This window comes from Pseudomonas sp. Lb2C2 (assembly GCF_052112205.1).
Classification (GTDB): Bacteria; Pseudomonadota; Gammaproteobacteria; order Pseudomonadales; family Pseudomonadaceae; genus Aquipseudomonas; species Aquipseudomonas kilonensis.
The window spans coordinates 292,055-312,081 of record NZ_JAUTYW010000003.1; the positions used below are offsets into that span (position 1 = coordinate 292,055).

The following is a 20,027-nucleotide window of genomic DNA, read 5'->3' on the forward strand; positions in this document are numbered from 1 at the left end:
TTGCCTGTCAGAACATCATTCGCCACTGGCCCATCAGCGCACCGTTGCGGTTGTCCTGGCCTGTTTCACCGCTGTAGCTCAATCCAAAGGTGTGCCGGGGCGAAACGGCCAGGTCCAGACCCGCTTGCAGCAGAACGCTGTCGCGGTCCAGTTCAACCCCTTCGATCGTATAGGTGCCGCCGCCGCTAACCAGACGTTGGTGGGATGTGCCCCTGACGTTGCCGTACAAGTGTTTCCAGCCGACATCCAGTCGCGGCGTCAACCGCATGCCTCGGTCGAAAATCAAAGGACGGGCGAGGCGCAGCCCGAGGTCGCTGCTGTAGTGTTCTTGTGCCTGGCCGTCGTACTGCAACGCGGCGTCCCCGCCTTTTTCTGTATAGGCATCGCGTTGGTAGCGTTGGTAGCCCACTTGGACGTAGGGCTCGATATCGAAATGAGCGATATCCAGGTTGTAGCCGATCTGCCCGAAGATCTGCTGTGTCGTGGCATCGTAACGGCCCTTCAGGCGATCCCTGAACCCGTTGAAGGCGACGTGGCGCTTGGTGCTGCCGTCATGACTGCCATAGACAGCGCCCAGACGCAGCGCCAGCGGACCTTCCTGGCGCAAGGCGTAAGCGCCTGCGAGCCAACTGTCCAGGGCCCCGTCGAACTGATAACTGTCCATCCGCGTCTGGGTCTTGCTGCCGATGATGCCCAGCCGCCAATCAGGGCTGACGGCCCAGTCGGTTCCCAGCATCAAACCTTTTGTCGAATGCTTGAGAGCAAAGTTTCCCAATTGCTTGGCGAGGCTGCCGCTGTTGCCGATGGCCTGGACCCAGACTTGGCCGTTGTCGTACCCATCCGCCGGACTTCTCCGGCTCATGGCCGAGAGCATCCCCGTACTGATCGGCGCGATGCTACTCAGGGTGGCATTGCCCAGGTCGGCGGTGTTGTAACCGCCCAGTTGGTCGATGGCATCGGCGGCAGTGGTCAGGTTGGTGCCGAGCAGGGCATTGATCGCGGCGTTGGGTTTGGGGGCTGGCTTGATAGCGTGCACTTGGACGACGGGCTTGGGTTTGGCGCTGACCACAACTTTTGGTGGTTCGGTGGGCTTAGATGTTGGGCGATTGGAATTCTGTTCGGCGGCAGGCGGCAGTGGCATGTCCGGTTGCAGCTCTTGAATTACGTTCACGACTTTCCGCCCGTTTTCGGAGGTGGCTATTTCTTCTGTCGGAACTTTGTTGCGTTCGAAGATCAGCCCCACCTGTTTCTCTACGGTGTAGTCAGGTGTCGCGTTCAAAAAGGCGAGTTCGTTGACGACCTTCCCGAATTTCCCTTCGACCTTGTCCTCCGCCTCGATCACGATGCGTTTGCTCGTATCGATGTATTCACCCGGTACGGAGGTGATTTTCAGCGTCGCATTGCCCAAGGTAGCGGTGCCGCCAACCTTGATAGTGGCGTTGCCTTTCTCTGCGTCCAAACCGTAAATCAGCGTCGCGCTCTTGGATAATTTGAGATCGTTGATCACTAACGGGGCGCCCGCTACAGGATTGACTTCCATCAGACCGTCCACATCCAGCGCGTCGACCGTCCCGCTACCGCTGAACCTGGCCTTTTTCCCCACGAAGACAGGCCCGGCCACCGTGCCCCGGTTAACGAGTTCACCAAGAACGTGCATCGCACCGCGGATGTCACCGGTATTAATCAATTTGGCGTTCGAATCAATCAGGCTGCTGCTGTCGAAAGCCCTGTCGTTTGACCATTCGCCTCGCTTCAAATACAGATCCTGGAAATTGCGTATTTCACCTAACTCGCCTCCCTTGACGATGTCCAGTTGCAAGACGTTGGCGCCGCCACCACCGTCGGTGAGCCCGATGAGTTCGCCTTGCCTGCTTACAAGCACCAGATCGTTACTGTCGTCCTTCGACAGGGGGGCTTCTTGGACTTTGATGACCCTCTGGATATTCGTATCCGGCGCAGCCGCGAACACCTTGAGACGAGCCTGCATCTCGGCGGTTGTTTCGAAGGGGCGGGTTTTCTCGGCAACTGACTGGGCCATCGAAACCTCGGCACAGCCAAGTGCCAAGGCTATTGCCAGCGCGAGATGTTGGGGCAGGAATGGATGTTGGGTAGGCATCGAATGTGACCTCTCATGAAGGAGGTCGCACTTTAAAAATTTCATCCTGGGGGGCGATGCCAGCCTTCTCCTCGCCTTGGGAAAGATTCGGCGGATGAAATTTGTAGGCTGCTCGTGCTGCGATCAGTGTGCTGTCTCGTTGACCCTCATGGTTCGAAGCTTTGCCCTACAACCCTTTCAGAAATGGAAAGCGCCGTTTGTGGGGGGCGGATTGGCTGGTGTGTATATCCGTTTCTGCGGTCACGGCCACTTAGGGGGCCGCCCTTACGGCGGCTCACTTTTGAGAAGCGCAAAAGTAAGCAAAACGCTTCTGCCCCACCACTCGGTGCCTCGCCTAGGCTCGGCATGCCTGAACGAAGGCATCGCTCCGTGGGCCGCCGCGAAGGGCCATCCATGGCCCAGCGCGGCTAACCCGGCATCCATGCCGGGTTGCCCACTGCGCAATACCTTCGTTCAGCCAGCGTGGTTAACGGGGCGCCCGAGATCAACGTCCACCCCGAGGCGGCCTGATAGCCGACCTGGCTCTTGGTGGGATCGCATTTCTCCTGTGGGAGCGGGCTTGCTCGCGAAGGCGGTGTCACAGTCGATGAAGATGTTGGATGGGCCGGCCTCTTCGCGAGCAAGCCCGCTCCCACAGTGGTTCTGTGTTGGATATGAACTTTGTGTCCGCTGAAGATTGAATGTGGGAGTGAGCCTGTTCGCGATGGCGGTGGTTCAGTCACATGGATGTTGGGCTTGCTGGCCTCTTCGCGAGCAAGCCCGCTCCCACAGGAGGTCTGTGTTGGATATGAATTTTGTGTCCACTGAAGATTGAATTTGGGAGTGAGCCTGTTCGCGATGGCGGTGGTTCAGTCACATGGATGTTGGGCTTGCTGGCCTCTTCGCGAGCAAGCCCGCTCCCACAGGAGGTCTGTGTTGGATATGAATTTTGTGTCCGCTGAAGATCGAATGTGGGAGCGAGCCTGCTCGCGATGGCGGTGGTTCAGTTACATGGATGTTGGGCTTACTGGCCTCATCGCGAGCAAGCTTTGCTCCCAAAGATCTGATGGGTGTACGACCGGGAGAGCCAGGTCGGCTACTAGGCCGCCTCGTGGTGGACGTTGATCTCGGCGCCCCGTTAACCACGCTGGCCGAACGCAGGCATTGTGGAGTGGGCATCCCGGCATGGATGCCGGGATAGCCGCGCTGGGCCATGGATGGCCCTTCGCGGCGGGCCCACGGAGCAATGCCGGAGTGAGGGCATGCCGAGCCTGAGCGAGGCACCGAGTGGTGGGGCAGAAGCGCTTTGGTTACTTTCGCGCTTTTCGAAAGTGACCCGCCGTCAGGGCGGAACCCTAAGCCGCCGTTACCGCAGCAACGGATATACACACCAACCTTAAAACCCCAGCCCAACTCAGCGGTTATTCAGATAAGCCTTCCCATAATGCCGCTCCATCCGCGCCTGAATCAGCTCCAACGCAATGGACATCAACCAATAAATAATCGCCGCCGTCGTCAGCATCTCGATATAGCGATAACTGGAACGCCCATAAGACTGCGCCAAAAACATCACCTCCCAAACCCCCATCACCGAGATCAGCGAAGAATCCTTGAGCATGGAGATGAATTGGTTGGTGGTCGGCGGGATGATGGTGCGCATGGCTTGGGGCAGGGTGACGCGCCAGAAGATCACGGTCTCGCTCAGGCCCAGGGCGAGGGAGGCTTCGCGTTGGCCGTTGGGGACGCCGAGGATCCCAGCGCGGAAGATCTCGCTCAGGTAGGCGCCGTAGTTCAGCGACAAGGCGATGATCCCGGCGGCGATGGCGCCCGGGACCACACCCAGTTGGGGCAGGCCCAGGTAGATCAGCAGGATTTGGATCAGCAGCGGCGTGCCGCGAAAGAACGACGCATAGAAACTGGCGATACCGAACGCCACCGCACTGCTGGACAGCCGCGCCAGGGCGGTGATGAAGCCCAACAATGACGACGCGACGATCGAGCACAGGCACAGAAACAGTGTCAGCACCGCGCCTTGCAAAAAGCCATTGGGCGCCAGGTGCACGCCCAGCAGGTTTGGCAGTTTGTCGAGGATGATGGAGAACTTCAGGTCGAAGCTCAGGAAGAAACTCGCGAACAGCACCAACATCGCCGCCCAGGTCAGGTACAACCGGGTGCGAAAACCGAAGATTTTCTGCAAGCGTGACTCAGCCACCGGTGGCGGTGGCTGAGGGGGTGGAAAAGAAGTCATTGGGTAATGTCGGCGCCGATCCATTTCTGCGAGAGTTTGCTCAAGGTGCCGTCCTGTTTCAACTGGGCAAAGACTTCACGCACTTTGCTGTTCCATTGCGCATCGCCCTTTTCGATGGCCACCGAGTTCGGTTCGGAGTAGAGCGCCTCGCCGGCCAGCTTGAAGCGCTTGTCTTCGGTCAGGCGCGGCTGTGCGGTCACCAGGTTGGTCAGCACCGCGTCCAGGCGCACCCCGGCGCCCAGGCCTAGGTCCTGGAAGGCCACGTTGTCGGTGTCGTACGGGGCAATCTGCACGTCCTCGAATGGATAGCTCAGTTGAGTATCCTCGGCACCTTCGATCACCAGGTTCTTGTTCAGATAACTTTCGTAGCTGGAGGCGCTGGTCAGGCCGACCTTCTTGCCGCTCAGGTCTTTGGCACCGTGGATACGGTCGTCCTTGGCGTTGACCACGATCACCGCTGGCGAAGCGTAGTACTGCACCGGGAAATCGAACACTTCGGCGCGTGCCTTGCTCGGCGTCATGGAGCAGATGCAGATGTCATAGCGCCCGCTCCAGTGACCGGCCGCGATCACGTCCCAGGAAGGGGTTTCCAGGCGCAGCTTCACGCCCAGTTTCTGCGCCACAGCCTTGGCGACGTCCACGTCAAAACCGTCGAGCTGGTTCTGATCATTAAGGAACGAGAAGGGCGGATAGCTTTCCATCAGCACGCCGACCAGTTCTTTTTTCTGTTCGATGCGATCCAGCGTGGTGCCGGCGAACGCTTGCGAAGAGGCAGCCAGCAGAGTCAGGCCCAGGGCCAGCAGTGGTTGTAATTTCATGTGAGGGCCCTGATAGAAAAATAAGTTGTAGTTCACCGAATGGTGCGTATTAAATAGTTATAAGAACAACTCCGGTAGTGAGTATTTTTCATAAGCTTATGAGTGAATCGCATATGGGCTCAGCAACGACAGTCATTCTCGATGGCGGCATGGGCCGCGAACTGCAACGCCGGGGCGCGCCGTTCCGACAGCCCGAGTGGTCGGCGCTGGCCTTGAGCGAAGCGCCCCAGGCGGTAGAAGCCGTGCACGCGGCCTACATTGCCAGCGGCGCCAACGTAATCACCAGCAACAGCTATGCCGTGGTGCCGTTTCATATTGGCGAGGCGCGTTTCGCCGAAGAAGGCCAGGCCCTGGCCGCGCTGGCGGGCGAGTTGGCGCAGCGGGCGGTGCACGCTTCGGGCAAAGCGGTGCGGGTGGCCGGGTCGCTGCCGCCCTTGTTCGGTTCCTATCGGCCGGATCTGTTCGACGCTTCCCGCGCCAGTGAATTGCTCGCGCCCCTGGTGAACGGCCTGGCGCCCCATGTCGACTTGTGGCTGGCCGAGACCCAAAGCTCCACGGTCGAAGCGCGGGCGATTCACGCCGGGTTGCCGAAGGACGGCAAGCCGTTCTGGCTGTCGTTCACCCTAAAAGACGAAGACACCGATGAAGTGCCACGCCTGCGTTCCGGCGAACCGGTGGCGGACGCCGCTGCGGTGGCGGCTGAGCTGGGCGTCGAGGTGCTGTTGTTCAACTGCAGCCAGCCGGAAGTGATCGGCGCGGCCATCGATGCCGCGCGGGACACCTTCGCGCGCCTGGGCGTGAAGATCCACATCGGTGCCTACGCCAACGCCTTCCCGCCGCAACCGAAGGAAGCGACGGCCAACGACGGGCTCGATCCGCTGCGCGAAGACCTTGATCCGCCAGGCTATCTCCAGTGGGCGGCGGACTGGCAAAAACGCGGGGCCAGTCATCTGGGCGGCTGCTGCGGGATCGGGCCGGAGCATATTGCGGTGTTGGCGCAAAAGCTGGTCTGAACTTGATGAAATAACCTGTGGCGAGGGAGCTTGCTCCCGTTGGGCTGCGCAGCGGCCCCCAGAATTTGCGGTTGCTGCGCAACCGAGCGGGAGCAAGCTCCCTCGCCACGGATCCGTGAAACTCTGCTGACATTTGGGCTTACGCTTTTCTCCACCGCCCGTCCCCACATCTATACATATGTACGTCATTCCCGCTGAAACGGCGCGATAGGGTCCCAACCCTACTCATCACCGGGACACCTGAATGACTGTCTTCCCTGAAAATGCATCTGGCGTGACGCCGCAGGCTGCCGGCGTACTGCTCAAACCCATCAGCCTGTTACCCCACGGTATTGGATTTCAACCCCATGAATTCGCCGATCAATGGCTGAATCAATGGGGCCTTATCGGCGATACGCGGGTACAGGTCACCTATCAAGAGGTCGAGACAGTCAATTCGGCTGCTCAAAGAAAAACCTCATCGGTGCCGCTGCGTGATGCTGTGACACGAGGCTTTTTGATCGCCCATCAAAGCAGGGCGACCGCTGAGCCTTCTGCGCGCGAGGGTTGGGTTTATCCCCACCGAAGTCATATGTCCCTGGACTTCTCCTCACTGCGGGTCAACGGTAAAGGCCTTTCAGCAGACGTTTTGCAGCAATTGCACGCCGGCATCGCGCGCGGCTACCAGGGCATTGGGCAGCCGGTCATTACGGAGGTGGATGCCCAAGGCAATCTGCTCAGCCCCCGTGAAAAAGAACAAATCAGGCAACTGGGGCACCTGGATGCCAATCAGGTGAAACTGGCGCGTCTGTTCGCCGCTTTGCCAACGTTCGACACCGTGCTCAAGCGTCTGCTGGTCAGCCGCATCAAGGCAAAGATCCCTGAGCGTAGATTGCGCGCCTCACTGCTCCAGGGCATCGACCCGGATCGCTGGTACGTGAACCACTTTAGCGTGGACTCGCTCGGTGGCCGTTCATTGACCGCCTCACAGAGCTTTACCGACGTGATGTTGGGCTGTTTAGCAACGGATACACCGCCCACTTACTCGCGCGGTGGCGTGGGCTTCTACACCCGCCCGGATTCGGTGGAAGAGGTCGACAGCGTATTCGTCACCCCGCTGGACGCGAAAATTCCAGCGATCATGGAGTCCGTGTTCTATATCGCCGAACCCGCAACCAATGACAGCTTGAAGCAACAGTTCCGTGACGATCTCAGCACCTTTCGCCACGACAGAAACGGCGCAGGCGCGCTCGATACGTCGACCACTGAAGCGGCACTTGCTCATCTGCTGTCCCGACGATTCCTGCATCTTTTCGACTTGTACAAAGTCGATCGGGATCCGGCCACCCCGTTAACCCAAAGTGCGCGAACCCTGCAGGATGAAGAGGATCGCCTGCTGGACCTCATCACCACCCACCCGTCCATGGCGGACAGAAGCCGTTTGCTGCGCGCGCCCATTCCCCATGTCTATGCCGTCATGCTCGACATGGGAGCCGCGAAGCCACAGAAATGGCCTGCTGCGATGGTGATCAAGCGCACGGATCAGCCTTCGCTGTTCCTGTACTCCCTGGAAGGAGGGATACAGCGCTTCCGTTCTTTCCAGGACCTGGTCAATCAAGTCAGCCCGACCTTCGCGGGACAGAAGCGTGGGATCCGGGATATTGCTTCTGAACTGTCCGAGTCTGTTTTTGCGGTGGCGGCGGATGACCTGCTGCGGCACCAAGGCGCCGCGCTGGAGGCGGTCCTGAATGCCTCGGCAAACGCGACACTTACTTTGGCGGCTTATGCGCTGAAGGCTGAAGATGCGCTGGGGTTACCCATGTTGTCGCTGGCCGGGCCGCTGGCGGTGCGCCGGGAAACCCTGGTTGAAAACAACCGCGCCGATTTTTATGCAGCCGCAACACGTGCGGAAAGATCGAACTACCGCAGCCTGGAAGCGCAGGTATTGGAAGCCGCCTACACACTGGCGGGTAGCGATATCCCGACGTTGTTGCAGTTCACCCGCCAGAAGATCAAGCAGTACCTGCAACACGCGGTGCACCCCGGCGTTGATCCCGACCCGGACAAGACCCTGGTCACGCTCTCCTATGGACAAGGCGCCAACCCAAGGCAGTCACGTATCGCCAGCCTGACCGAGTTGATGCTCGATAACCTGCGCCCGGCTCAATACCCGAACGCAATGAGAGAAGTGCAGGCCGTCTACCTTGCCGATCAAGATGGCCAGCGTATCCGGCATCCGGCCAACGGCTTCCTGATCACATTGACGGGGGGCGAGCTTGCCAGGATGGCGACGCATATTGATGCGGGCGGCCGTTATGAAACCCTGCTCAGGGAGGACATGAATAAACCTGACTACAAGGCAGCCTGGCAGGCGGCGTACCTGGCCAACATGAAATTCAAAGGCCATGAGGCCGGGCTCAGGGGCGATGAAGTCTTCAAGACCACCGTGCTCGATAGGGCCTTCCATCCACCGAAGCCCAAGAAGTTGATTGCGCTCTGGCTGCAGGCTGTTCTGCAAGCGCCTGCCTCCGAGACGCGTGCCCTGGTCCAGGGGCGAAGGGTGCAGGTCTATGGGCTTGTGCTGGGTGGAAGTGTCGGGGCCGGCGAACAGCATGGGACGATGGGCAATGCGATCAGCATTGATGGCGTCCTGGTTTTTTCCGATCAGGACGGGCCGGACATCAAGGGAACCGTGGGGGTCTATTTTCCGGACAGCCCCGAGGGGAATGACTTTCATGAGTTTTCCAGCCTGGGCGAGGGGGTGGCGGGGCTGTTGCAACAAGAGCAATGGCAGGGATATTTCCGCTCACGTATTTGCACCCTCGATCCTGAAGAGATAAAGCGCACGTTGGGGCAACAGCGTGGCCGAACGTTGATCCGCGGCGCGTTGATCCCTGGCAATCTTCTCGAGGCGCTCCATCGCGCGCACGTCAATTTTCACAGCGCTTATGCCGATCACCGCTCCAACAGCAACCGGGATGTTCATCGCCAGACGGCTGCCAGGCTGGTGATGATGGCGATGGAAACGTTCATGGACCTGGCCGGAATCCTCCTGGTCCCCGGCTTCCAACTGCTCAAGAGCGCCATCAAGACCGGCTGGTTGATGGTCAGGACCGGCGCTATTCCAGCGAACCTGAGCACCTTGGCCTTTGTCCACAGAGTGGCCAATTATGGCGGACGAGGGTTGGCGGGTGGCGTGAGCGTTCCGGTGCGGGGACAGTCCTCTTTCCTGGCCGTGACGGCCCGCCAGAGCCAGGGCGAAACATTGGCTGGCCTGCCTTTGGAAGACGCGCTTTACCGCCGTTATGCCGTGACGGATACCTCGTTGCTACAAGGGCTGGCCGCCGATGCCCAGGGCTTTTATCGCTCCACGGTCAATAACAGCGTCACGCGCCCCGTGTACGTGCGACAACCCGATGGGACGGTGTTCCGGGTGCACGACCATACGAAGTTGACGGCGACCGAGGCCACCCTTGTCGATCCTGCTACCGGGTTGAGTATCCGTTCCAGCGGCGTGATGAGAAGTACCGTGGCACGGATGCCCAATGGCGAGTGGCGCGCTGTGGGGTTTGGTCGGGGTGGTGGGAAGCGTCCGGCACCAGCTGAACCAGGTCCCTCTAAACCCAAGGTGCCTGCTCCGTCGTCGGCGTCTGTTTCCGGTTCGATCCGTACGCCAGGGGTTTGGAACACTCAAGTCATGGAGCTGGTCCCGGCCATCATCACGCGTCTTGCGAACTGGCCGCAAAACCGCAGCTTGCTGATCATCGATGAGATAACGGCAGAGCGTAGTTGGTCTGTGCGCTTTACTCCGGGCGAGGTGGAAAGTGTCTATCCGATGAGCAACCACCCGGGGCAGTCGAGCACCGATATCGTCTTGAGACGAACGGCCCAGAACCATTACAGCCTGGTGCTGGGAGACCGTATCGAGGAGATCGCTCGCGACGGTGATTGTTTTTTCAATGCCGTTGCCCGTGGGCTGAATGAAGGGCAAGCGCAGCAGACTTTCTCGATGCAAGGGCTGCGTCATGCGGCGGCCGACTATGTCGATCAACATCCGGAATTGAATCAGTACATGGTGTCGCGAGCCTCCGGGGTCCGACAAGCGCTCTTTGAAAATGCCCCCTGGCTGGAAAACCTGCTGGACGAGGAGGCATTGTCCGATCTCAGCCGGATTATCTACGGTGCCCCCAACCCGTATCGCTTGTTTCAACCGACCCAGGATTACCTGAGGTTGTACGCAAACAGCGTCGGTCGCCGGACGCTATTTGCGGCGCGAGAGGCTGACCTGCCACCGGAGGTGCTGCAGGAAATCGGGCGCTATTTATCGCCCCGGTCCCCAGAGCAACTGATGCCGAGCAGTGCACCGTATTACACCCGTGAGAACCAGACCCTGCGGCAATTTTTCCAAGATACTTTGTTGGGCCCTGTCGAGGATTTGCACCTCACCGAACTGCTCAATAATGAATTCCTCCGGCTGTCCCAAGGCGTGATCCATATCATGCTGGAATACGGAGTCAGGGCCCGGCAACTGACCGACCATCACCCCAAGAATCAATTAGCCTACGTCAAGTTCGACCAGGCCAGGCATGGTCATCTTGATGATAACCAGCTTGAACAATTGCTCGACGGTGCCTACCTGGTGGACCGCGACGACCTGGATCAGGTGAAGGTGAGATTCGAGCGTGAAACGGGGCGGGTAATCGATGACGACTCAGAACTGATGGAGCAGTACATTTATTACGACCGGGCTGAAAACACCCGTGATCTGCTCATCGCTTCCCTCGCGCGTTTCCCCGATTTGTTGAGGCGGGCGAGTCTCCTGCTGAGGTCTGCGGTTATTTCATCCAACCTGGACGGCATGTTGCCTGTGAATGTGGTTGCCAGATGGCTGCGTAATCCGGCGCTCTCCGAGCGGCGACTGCGAGTCATCTCTGAATATGCCGATACGCGTTACAAAGAAGTGGTGAGGCACGGCGATATCGATATCCATTGGATGCGATTGTTCGATGACAGCAATCTGCAGAGTATTGTCACTCATCAGCAAGTACTGACGACGTTTTGGGAGTTCCTGGAAAGGCCGCCGGTGGAGGCTGGCGAGGTCGACCAGGCGCCTGTCATCCGGTTATTCAGTGCCCCGGGGCAATTGCCCTCCAATACCCGAGTGAATATTTTGTTCAATACCCCAAGTCTATGGAGTTCGCTGCAACGTCTCCCCAGGCATCACGCCGTGCAGATCTGGGACGATCTGATTGGGCCGCATTACAGCGACTCCGCTATTCGACTCACCCTCAGGCGCCCCGGCGTACTGCGTTCGGCACTGGATTTTGTGCTTGCGTTAAGAGGCAATCTTGGAAGCGTGGAGGCGCGTGCGAACCGGATGGTCATGGAGTTGTTCAGCATCGGCCAAGGCCGCGCCCAACAGTACCTGTACAACTTCAATTTTCCGGTCAATCGCTTGGGGCACAGCCTTTTGGACTTTGTGACGTATCTGGAAAGCCACTTGGCCGTGCCGGACTGGGCCTGGCAGTACCTGAGGAGAGGGGTGACACCCGAATCGCTCAAGACCTTTGGAGAGATGAAACCGAAACCGGAGTGATCGGGCGGTTGACAGCCAATAAATTCATTGCCTGATTAATCGCCATCGCGAGCAAGCTCGCTCCCACACTCCATCTGTGATGACCACTTAATCCAGGTCCACAACAGATCCACTGTGGGAGCGAGCTTGCTCGCGATGGCGGAGCGTCAGGCACCGATACCTATGCCCGACACTCCACCAACCCGCGCACCTGCCCACCCTCGCGCTGATTGTCCTCACTCAACCAGCGCTCGAAGCCCGCGGCGATCGCCGGCCATTCCGAGTCCAGTATCGAGTACCACGCGGTGTCGCGGTTCTGGCCCTTGACCACCATGTGCTGGCGAAACACCCCTTCAAACGTGAACCCCAACCGTTCGGCCGCGTATTTGGAGCGGGCATTGCCGTTGTTGCACTTCCATTCCAGCCGGCGATAACCCAGGGCGAAAGACTCCTTGGCCAGCAGATAGACCGCCTCGGTGCTTTTCGGCGAACGCTGCATCGGTGCGCCGAAGGTTACATGGCCGATCTCGATGCGGCCCTGGGCCGGGACGATGGACATCAGGCTGAGAATGCCCTGCACCTCGCCGCTGGCGCGGTCGATCACGCTGAAGAAATACGGGTCGGTGTTGGCCGCGTGGTTGTTCAACCAGGCATCGAACGCGACGCGATCCGTGAACGGGCCATAGGGCAAGTAATCCCAGAGTTTCGGGTCGGCGCCGGGGCCTTCGAGGGCTTGCCACAGGCCATCGGCATGGCGCGCCGGATCGAGTTTTTCCAGGCGGATGAAGCGCCCTTCGAGCACCTGTGCAGAGGGCGCCGGGACACCTTTCCAATCGGCGAGTGAAGTCGACATGCTGCGCTCCTTAAAGGGCTTTGCGAAATTGAATGAAGCCTGGGCGCTCGGCGATGCGCTCGTACAGCTGGATCGCCGTGGCGTTGGTTTCGTGGGTCAACCAGTGCACCTTGCAGCAACCATCGGCCTTGGCCGTGGCGTAGACGAATTCGATGAGCTGGCGACCCACACCGGTGCCACGGCTCTGTTCCGTGACCAGCAGGTCTTGCAGGTAGCAGGAATTCTCGATGCTCCAGTTCGAACGGTGATAGATGAAGTGCACCAGGCCCACCGCCGTGTCGCCATCCCAGGCGAGGGCAGCATGGGTCGGTTCACGCTCATCGAGCAAGCGTTGCCAGGTGCTTTGGCTGACGGCGTCCGGCAATTCGGTCTTGTAAAACCGCAGGTAGGCTTGCCACAGCGGCAGCCAGGCGGCGTGGTCGTCGGCGCTGACGAGGCGGATTTCAGGTTGGCTCATGTTCACTCCTTGGACAATTGTTCAGGCATCAGGTGGGCGAGCGCCCGGTCCTGCGGGTCGGGGCTGGCGGCGAGGCCGTTGCGTACGCCGGCGGCATCCGCGGGGCTACGGTTCTGGCTGAGCTTGCGCTTGCCCTCCAGGCGCTGGATGGGCAAGGCGAAGCCGACGATGGCCTTGAGCATGCTGTCGATGTACTCGGGCGGCGCATCATCGATCTTCCACGGCTGCTCGCGCCCGGTTTCGTGGCGGTCGGTGAGGGCACCCACCAGGTTGCGCAGGCGATGAGCGTCGCTGAACACCTCGGCGCTGCCGTAGGCGTGTACGGCCACGTAGTTCCAGGTCGGCACGACTTTGCCGTGTTCGGCCTTGCTGGCGTACAACCCTGGGCTGACGTAGGCATCGGCCCCGGCGAATATCACCAGGGCCTCGGCGCCGGCTTCCAGGTCGCGCCATTGTGGATTGGCCCGGGCCATGTGGCCGTAGAGGCTTCCGTTCGGCCCTTGTTGCGTGTCCAGCAACAGCGGCAAATGACTGGCCTGTAAACCGTGTTCACCCTGGGTGACCAATACGGCCAGGCGGCAATCGCCGATCATCTGGTGCAGTTCGGGCAGGTCTTCGACGGCAAAGGCTTTAGGGTTGTACATGATGATTTTCCTTGGCGAATGCGAGCATCCTAGGCAGGCTATTGGTCTGTTGTAAGAGCCACTTCCGGCCAATTCGATAGGTCCATTCGTGAGGGCTGTCATGCACAACGCCGCGCCGCCATTGTCGTTCAACCCCGCAGGCATCGAGCTGGACCGCCGCCAGGGGCTCAGTCGTCAGCTCTACCAGGCGTTGCGTACCCGGGTGCTCGATGGGCGCCTGGCCAGCGGCACGCGCCTGCCGGCCAGCCGTGACCTGGCGGCGGCCTTGTCGATTTCGCGCAACAGCGTGGTGCGGGCCTATGACCAGCTCTACGCCGAGGGTTTCATCGAAGGGCGAGTTGGTGACGGCACTTATGTGGCAAAACTGTCCTCGACGACGTTGCCGCTGAAAAACATATCCACAAAAGTATCCACAGGGTTTTCAACAGGCTTACCCACAGCCTTATCCACAGACTGGCTCGATTTACCTGTGGGTCCATCCAGTAAAGTTATCCACAGCGACGCGCTGAACCGCGTCGAAAAACACCATTTGGCCCAGCCGCCCAGTGGCCCGCCGCGAGCATTTCGGGTCGGCGTACCGGCTTTCGATCTGTTCCCTTTCGACGTCTGGGCCAAGCTGAATGCGGCTTTCTGGCGCAAGCCGGATCTGCAGCAGCTGTGTTATGGCGATCCCCAGGGCGATGCGCGCTTGCGCGGGTTGATCGCGGCGTACTTGCGCAGCTCGCGAGGGCTGCACTGCACGGCTGAACAAATTGTGATCACCAGTGGCGCACAGCAGGGCATAAGCCTTTGTGCACAGCTGTTGGTCGACCCGGGCGACGTCGTGGCGGTGGAAAATCCCGGCTATCGCGCGGCCGGGCATGCGTTCGCTGTTGCCGGTGCCGATGTCCGGGGCGTACCGGTGGATGGCGACGGCTTGGATTGCGCCGCGCTGGGTGGGTTGAGCCACTGTCGACTGGCCTACGTCACACCGTCCCATCAATACCCGACCGGGGTGGTCATGAGCCTGCCACGGCGGTTGGAACTGCTGGCCTGGGCCGAGCGCAACGACGGCTGGATCGTCGAGGATGACTACGATGGCGAGTACCGCTACAGCGGCGCGCCACTGGCACCCTTGGCTGCACTGGATCGCCAGGGGCGGGTGCTTTACGTCGGTACGTTCGGCAAAGTGGCGTTCCCGGCCCTGCGCCTGGGTTACCTGGTGCTGCCGCCGGGCCTGGTCAACGCCTTCGCCCGACGGCGCGCCGTGGACGTGCGCCACTCCGAAGTCAGCACCCAGGCGGTGATGGCCGAGTTCATGGCCGCCGGGCATTTCCAGCGGCATATCCGGCGTATGCGCAGGGCTGCCCTGGTTCGGCGTGATGCGTTGCTGGCGGGCTGGCCCAAGGCTGTTGCGGGTGTCGGAGCCCTGCCCACTGTCGTGGCCGGGCTGCATCTCACGGTCCCGGTAGAGAGCATCGAGCGCGAGCGCGAACTGATCGCCCAAGCGACGAATGTGGGTGTGGAAATCAATGGCCTGAGCAGTTATTGGTTGCCCACCACCCCGTCGCAGGTGCGCGCCGGGCTGGTGCTGGGGTTTGCGGCGGTCCCGCCAGCGGCGATTGGCACCGCGCTGGCGAACCTGTCGAAGGCCTGGAAACCCTGAGGGCGCGCCGCCGGGGCATTGGCGGCGGCCCTGGATTTATGGTCGCTCCTTTGGAAAAAACACCTGCTGGGCCTGGTCAATGGCAATTTCGCTGCGGTAATGATTGATCAACTGACGCTGGCTAAAGCCTTTTGTAGAAACGTCGGCTATCCCCAGAACCACCTGCTCCACTGTTTTCAGGCGTGCCGAAAGGAACGTACGGGCAGGCACCCAGTTCGTGGAGTAGTGAAAGTCGGCGAACCAGAGCGTCTTGTTGGTCTTCTTGTCCTTGATTTCATACCTGTCGAGGAAACCATGCATGGGGCCCTTGATGCGTTGTCGGTTGATCCGTTTGGTGATGGAAATCCGGTTTCGATCTTTCAGCCAGATCACGCCACTCATGGTGGGTGGGCTTTGTTTGATGATGTTCAGTACGGTTTCGAATTCCTGTTCATAGAGCGACTTCGATTCCCTCTTGAGGCGCAATCGCAAGGATTCGGCCGAGCGCTGCTGCGCCTCTGATATTTCAATCGTTTCGTTGGTGGCAACGCCTTGTGCCTGGTCGAGTGCCTTCCTGATCGCGATGCCGACCTTCTCCATCCTGCTGGCGTGGGCATTGAGGATCATTGCCACACCGGCCGGTGTCCGGCTTGGCTTTTTCAAGTCTTGTTCAATTTGCGCCTTGAACGCGGTCAGCCCGTCGATCAGGGCTTGGCCTTTGCGAACGCTCGTGTCCAGCGCAGGGACTGCCAGGGGAGGCGGGTCGGCCATCACGTGGGGCGCCCATTCGCCGGTTTCCTTGCGGTGGAACGAGACGATGATTTCCTCCGAGAACGGATTCTTCACATCGACCCAATCCGTTTCCTCATGCAGCTGCGATAAGCGAGGCTCACCGCTGATGACGCCCCAGAAGCGTGCCCTGATGAATTTCTTCCTGGCCCGCGGACGTGGCTCATGAGGGCTGCCTGACCTTCGCCGGTTGCTTCGCTCATCAAGGGCTTGCGCTAACTGCTCCAACGCTCGTCTTTTACATTCGCCCATCTGTTTGACCAGCCGAGTGAGTTGTACAGGGCTGGTGCTGCCTCGGTATTCGCTGCCCATGTAGTCGAGATGTTCTTCGATGGCGGCGAACTGTTCCGTCAGGCTGCCGAGCGCATCGATTTGTTCATCCAGCCGGATCATGCTTCGCTCATCCATGGCGTCGCGCAGGCTTTGGAAGGCCACCGTGGCGTTGTCGACAATTCGGTTAATTTCCACCCAGCCTTCAGGCATCGTCTCGACGCTTTCAAGAGACAGGCAGAGGTGGCGGTACATATCCAGCTGGATAAGTCGCAGATCGTCACTTTTGTAGACCGGCATCTTTGCGCGGTACTGGCGGACAAACTCAAAGCCTTCGCGTCCCATTTCCTTGAGCCTGGAAAAACGTGTCTCCATGTAGTCCAGGCGCTCGGTCATGTCGTGACCGGCGTTGATCATGGCGTTGGCAGCCTCGATGTGTTGTTGCTCCAGCACCTTGACCTCGGACGTGATCATGCCCATGGCATCGGTCAGGGCAGGCGTAAAACGCTCTCGCAATACATCCATTTCCGCGAAGGTGAAATTCACTTGCGCGTTCAGATAACCAAGGCTGACGCGAGGGTAATCGGGGCGTGACTGGAAGACCGGCCATTCAATCAGGGTCTTCAGCGCTTTTTCGTAGTTTTCTCGCTGGGCTTCCAGGGTCGTCAGATACGCCACACGCTTGGTTTCCCGGGCCGCGCCGGACGCCTGGTTCATTTCCTGCGCGTCCATGGTCAGCAACTTCTGGTTCGCCGGTTTCTGTTCTTCAAACTGGTTGAGTTCGGCCAGCAGCTCCACGTTGCGGCGTCGTGCCTCGGCGACGACCCTCTGCCGGGCACCTTTCGAGCCGCCACCGCGTAAGCGCAAGCGGGTATCGATCTGCCACTGGCCGCGTACATCATGGATCAGCGGAGGGCCGGTGCGGACTCCGTCAATCATGCAGACCAGATCGCCCTCTACGGTGACTTCGAACCATTTTCCCGCCATCTTCGCGTACCACTTCCTACCCTTCGCATAGAGGCCCCTGAGGGCGCCTTCGGCCCTGGGTTGCCCAGGTGAGTCGGGGGCCGCGATGCTGAAGCTATCGAGCAGATCGGCGCGCTTGCTCGACCTGCCGATCAAGGCACCGCTGGTATGAATGACCTCGTAGTGCTCTTGCGGCAGCTCTGTCTTGGTGAGCGGCGCGAGCGTTTCGACAATGATCTTGGGTTTGAGCACCGGCGGGATTTCCGGTGGGGCAATCTCCGGGGCCTCTGTCGGACGGCTACCTTTGCTCGCCCTGGTGCGGTCTATCACGTAATGGATGATCCCCAAGGAGACGTTCAACAACACATCGACAAAGAGCGCCCACTTGGCCTGGCTACTGGTTTCTTCGTCACTCTGCGTCAGCTCTTCAAGGTCGTTCAGGATCTGCCAGAGCCAGGTCGTGGTGGCCACCGTGGTGCCCAGGTAGGGCAGTGCCAAATTGAAAATCAGCCAACCGGCCTGCTTGAAAGACTCCCAACGGCTTTCGCGATTGGAGACCGACTGATGATCGGCGAGCGTGACCAAGGCATTGGCGTTGGCCCGGAACAACAGTGGCAGGAAGTCGTCGCCCAGGGTCTCATCGCCAAGGCTGACAGGACCGTTATTGGACAAGGACTCCAGCGGGGCTGCCACGAACTCCACGATGGTCCAGGGTGAGGGCAGGGCGCCTGGAAAGACATCTCGGCCATAGGTCTCTCGTACCCCATCGGGCAGCCACGCCAGTACCGATTGGCGCAAAGGGGCGTTTTGCCTGATGGTGTACAGCAAGTTGCTGAACGACGGGAACTGCCACAGTTGCGGTTCAAGCAACGGTCGATAAAGCAGGCAAGGACCGGCACTTGGCGTCTGCGGGCCGATCACGAACATGTTGGCAACGATGTCCTCTGAAAGCCCCAGCTGCAGCTCGGGCACGAAAGCCAGTTTGCGCAGGACGATGGTTTGCCCGTCTACCTTGCGGTCGTCTTCCTGGGGCTCCATCAGCGCCGCGACATAACGACAACCGCGCTCATCGATATTGCCCTGCCCACGGAGTTTGCCCTCCAGCGCAAGCATGGGCAGCTGTATGCGCAACTGTGAGGTGTACAGGTTTTCGCGGCGGAACGACTCCGCCGGGTCATTCAGCAGTTTGCGCTTGATCAGGTCGGGATAAACGCGACCGATATCGACTTGGGTGATGAGCTTCTCGACGTAGTCCACCGTCAACCACGCGGGCGACACGGTCGCGTCGAGAGACCTCACCGTCTTGTTGCCCGGGGGCAGGGCAATCAGGTTTTGCAAGGCCAGATCGACGAGGTTGAACCGCGTGGTATCAAATTTGAAGGGCACAACGAAGGTGCCCCAGACAACCGGGCTTTTTATCTCGATCTCGATTTTTTCCGGGTCCAGCGTCGAAGCGTCGTCGTGGTCGGATTGCATCTGCGTTTTCAGCGCCTGCGACGCATACGTTTTGAGGGGGGGAATGTCGTCCAGGTAGGTTTTTCCGGCGTGGGAGCTGCTCAGTGCCGAGAGGTTCTTCATGTATTGGGCAAACAGGATCTGGTCGGAAACCGACGCGGCCTGCAGCCATTCGGGCAACTGTTTTTGGAACCAGCTTTCGCCAGGCCCTACGTCCACTCCGCTGGGGGCCGGTGGTTCGTCTTCTGCATAGCCCGGATTCAGACTGATGCTGGGGATGCCAAGGATCTTGACCTGCACGGCGATGATCCCGCAGGCCTTGCTGTCGAAAATATTGCCGCTGGGCTCATAGAGCCGCCAGCGAATTTTCGTCGGGTGGACCAAGGTGCCCAGGTGTTCTGGAAGGGCTTGTCCCAACGCGTGCCGTGAAGCGAACTTCTCATAACCGTTGAGCAACGAGTGCACAAGGATGACCTCCTTGTTGTCGATCAGGCCGATCAGCACCACCAGCGAGTTTTCATTCACGCGGTTGATCTCGTCGCCGTCGACCTCCTCGATGTCGACCAGATACGCGTGGCTGTCGTAGCTGTCGTTACGGTCTTGTGGGTCGGGGTACAGGAACAGTTGCCGGGCCATGTCGCATTCAGTCGCCGTCCAGCCCTCGATCTGCTTGACGTCCCAGAGCTTGCGCAGCGTGTGGGAGAGTTCATGCCAGCGTGGGCCGTAATTGCCGAACGGCATGTTCCAGTACGCCAGTTGCTGCTCCTGGCTGGCCGGCACCATGGCCGGCACCAGCTCGTTGATCAAACGGCCGATCTGGTCGATGCGCACCGGCAAATGCACCTCGGGCGCGGTGATCGGCAGTTGGGTCAGGAAGTGCAGGCCTTCGATCAACAACGTGGGTTTGCTCTGATCCACCCGCGAGGCCAGCAAATCGCTGAGCGATTCATAGCGGGTGGGGCGCGCTACGATCTCGCCACCAACAATGTCCCAGGCCGGTTCGCCGATGACGGTGGTATGCGGGTCGAGATCCAGTGAGGGGTAGAGCTTCTTGAGGGCGTTGCGCAGCAGCATGGCCGCCACTTCCGGGTAGGTGGGGCCTGCGAGCAGTTGGTTGACCAGCGTGCTCCTGATACTCGCGTTGAACGCCGGGGCGGTGCCGGTAGGGTCTGATGTCATCTGAGTTGTCCCTGTCTCGAGATGGATGAAAACCCCGAAGCCGAGCGCTTCGGGGTTTCCAT

10 protein-coding genes are annotated in these 20,027 nt (G+C 59.9%); 3 read left to right on the plus strand and 7 right to left on the minus strand.

Translation table 11 applies throughout. The features are described from left to right. Positions 1–7: 7 nt before the first annotated feature. From Q7F16_RS09645 to Q7F16_RS09655, 3 genes are all read right to left on the minus strand, one after another. A complete protein-coding gene (locus Q7F16_RS09645) occupies positions 8–2,116 on the minus strand; it encodes an autotransporter outer membrane beta-barrel domain-containing protein (protein ID WP_409555702.1) in 2,109 nt (702 codons plus the stop codon). A gap of 1,393 nt (positions 2,117–3,509) precedes the next feature. Continuing rightward, positions 3,510–4,343 (minus strand): amino acid ABC transporter permease, encoded by an 834-nt coding sequence (locus Q7F16_RS09650; RefSeq protein WP_024619059.1) that lies wholly within the window; start codon positions 4,341–4,343, stop codon positions 3,510–3,512. After that, on the minus strand, positions 4,340–5,161 hold the full coding sequence (locus Q7F16_RS09655) for an ABC transporter substrate-binding protein (protein ID WP_046063422.1): 822 nt from the start codon (positions 5,159–5,161) through the stop codon (positions 4,340–4,342). Before Q7F16_RS09655 ends, Q7F16_RS09650 begins: the two co-directional genes overlap by 4 nt. A gap of 113 nt (positions 5,162–5,274) precedes the next feature. On the opposite strand from Q7F16_RS09655, the gene Q7F16_RS09660 reads away from it, so the two are divergent. Both Q7F16_RS09660 and Q7F16_RS09665 read left to right on the plus strand, forming a co-directional pair. After that, positions 5,275–6,174 (plus strand): homocysteine S-methyltransferase family protein, encoded by a 900-nt coding sequence (locus Q7F16_RS09660; protein ID WP_014340927.1) that lies wholly within the window; start codon positions 5,275–5,277, stop codon positions 6,172–6,174. Between the two features lie 244 nt (positions 6,175–6,418). After that, the gene (locus Q7F16_RS09665) at positions 6,419–11,749 is read left to right on the plus strand and encodes a hypothetical protein (protein ID WP_409555703.1); all 5,331 of its coding nucleotides are present in this window, start codon (positions 6,419–6,421) and stop codon (positions 11,747–11,749) included. Between the two features lie 160 nt (positions 11,750–11,909). On the opposite strand, the gene Q7F16_RS09670 is transcribed toward Q7F16_RS09665, so the two are convergent. Genes Q7F16_RS09670 through Q7F16_RS09680 form a run of 3 tightly spaced genes read right to left on the minus strand, consistent with a single transcriptional unit; the run spans position 11,910 to position 13,682 of the window. Next, positions 11,910–12,581, minus strand: coding sequence for a GNAT family N-acetyltransferase (locus Q7F16_RS09670; RefSeq protein WP_003206968.1), 672 nt, complete (start codon positions 12,579–12,581; stop codon positions 11,910–11,912). Positions 12,582–12,591: 10 nt separating this feature from the next. Then, positions 12,592–13,038, minus strand: coding sequence for a GNAT family N-acetyltransferase (locus Q7F16_RS09675; protein ID WP_204127165.1), 447 nt, complete (start codon positions 13,036–13,038; stop codon positions 12,592–12,594). Between the two features lie 2 nt (positions 13,039–13,040). Continuing rightward, positions 13,041–13,682, minus strand: coding sequence for an FMN-binding negative transcriptional regulator (locus Q7F16_RS09680; RefSeq protein ID WP_204127164.1), 642 nt, complete (start codon positions 13,680–13,682; stop codon positions 13,041–13,043). A gap of 100 nt (positions 13,683–13,782) precedes the next feature. Here Q7F16_RS09680 and pdxR point away from each other — a divergent pair, with 100 nt between their 5' ends. Beyond that, positions 13,783–15,327, plus strand: a complete 1,545-nt coding sequence (gene pdxR / locus Q7F16_RS09685) for a MocR-like pyridoxine biosynthesis transcription factor PdxR (protein ID WP_204127163.1) — start codon at positions 13,783–13,785, stop codon at positions 15,325–15,327. A 36-nt stretch (positions 15,328–15,363) separates the two neighbouring features. Here the strand turns inward: pdxR and Q7F16_RS09690 are convergent, their stop codons facing one another. Beyond that, positions 15,364–19,965 carry a dermonecrotic toxin domain-containing protein gene (locus tag Q7F16_RS09690; RefSeq protein ID WP_409555704.1) on the minus strand — a complete coding sequence of 1,534 codons (4,602 nt, stop codon included), beginning with the start codon at positions 19,963–19,965 and terminating at the stop codon, positions 15,364–15,366. Positions 19,966–20,027: the final 62 nt, after the last annotated feature.

Bases quoted from the DNA above. Each gene is read 5' to 3' on its own strand.
- pdxR (WP_204127163.1), top strand. From the start codon at position 13,783: ATGCACAACGCCGCGCCGCCATTGTCGTTCAACCCCGCAGGCATCGAG.
- Q7F16_RS09680 (WP_204127164.1), bottom strand. From the start codon at position 13,682: ATGTACAACCCTAAAGCCTTTGCCGTCGAAGACCTGCCCGAACTGCAC.
- Q7F16_RS09675 (WP_204127165.1), bottom strand. From the start codon at position 13,038: ATGAGCCAACCTGAAATCCGCCTCGTCAGCGCCGACGACCACGCCGCC.
- Q7F16_RS09655 (WP_046063422.1), bottom strand. From the start codon at position 5,161: ATGAAATTACAACCACTGCTGGCCCTGGGCCTGACTCTGCTGGCTGCC.
- Q7F16_RS09670 (WP_003206968.1), bottom strand. From the start codon at position 12,581: ATGTCGACTTCACTCGCCGATTGGAAAGGTGTCCCGGCGCCCTCTGCA.
- Q7F16_RS09645 (WP_409555702.1), bottom strand. From the start codon at position 2,116: ATGCCTACCCAACATCCATTCCTGCCCCAACATCTCGCGCTGGCAATA.
- Q7F16_RS09690 (WP_409555704.1), bottom strand. From the start codon at position 19,965: ATGACATCAGACCCTACCGGCACCGCCCCGGCGTTCAACGCGAGTATC.
- Q7F16_RS09660 (WP_014340927.1), top strand. From the start codon at position 5,275: ATGGGCTCAGCAACGACAGTCATTCTCGATGGCGGCATGGGCCGCGAA.
- Q7F16_RS09650 (WP_024619059.1), bottom strand. From the start codon at position 4,343: ATGACTTCTTTTCCACCCCCTCAGCCACCGCCACCGGTGGCTGAGTCA.
- Q7F16_RS09665 (WP_409555703.1), top strand. From the start codon at position 6,419: ATGACTGTCTTCCCTGAAAATGCATCTGGCGTGACGCCGCAGGCTGCC.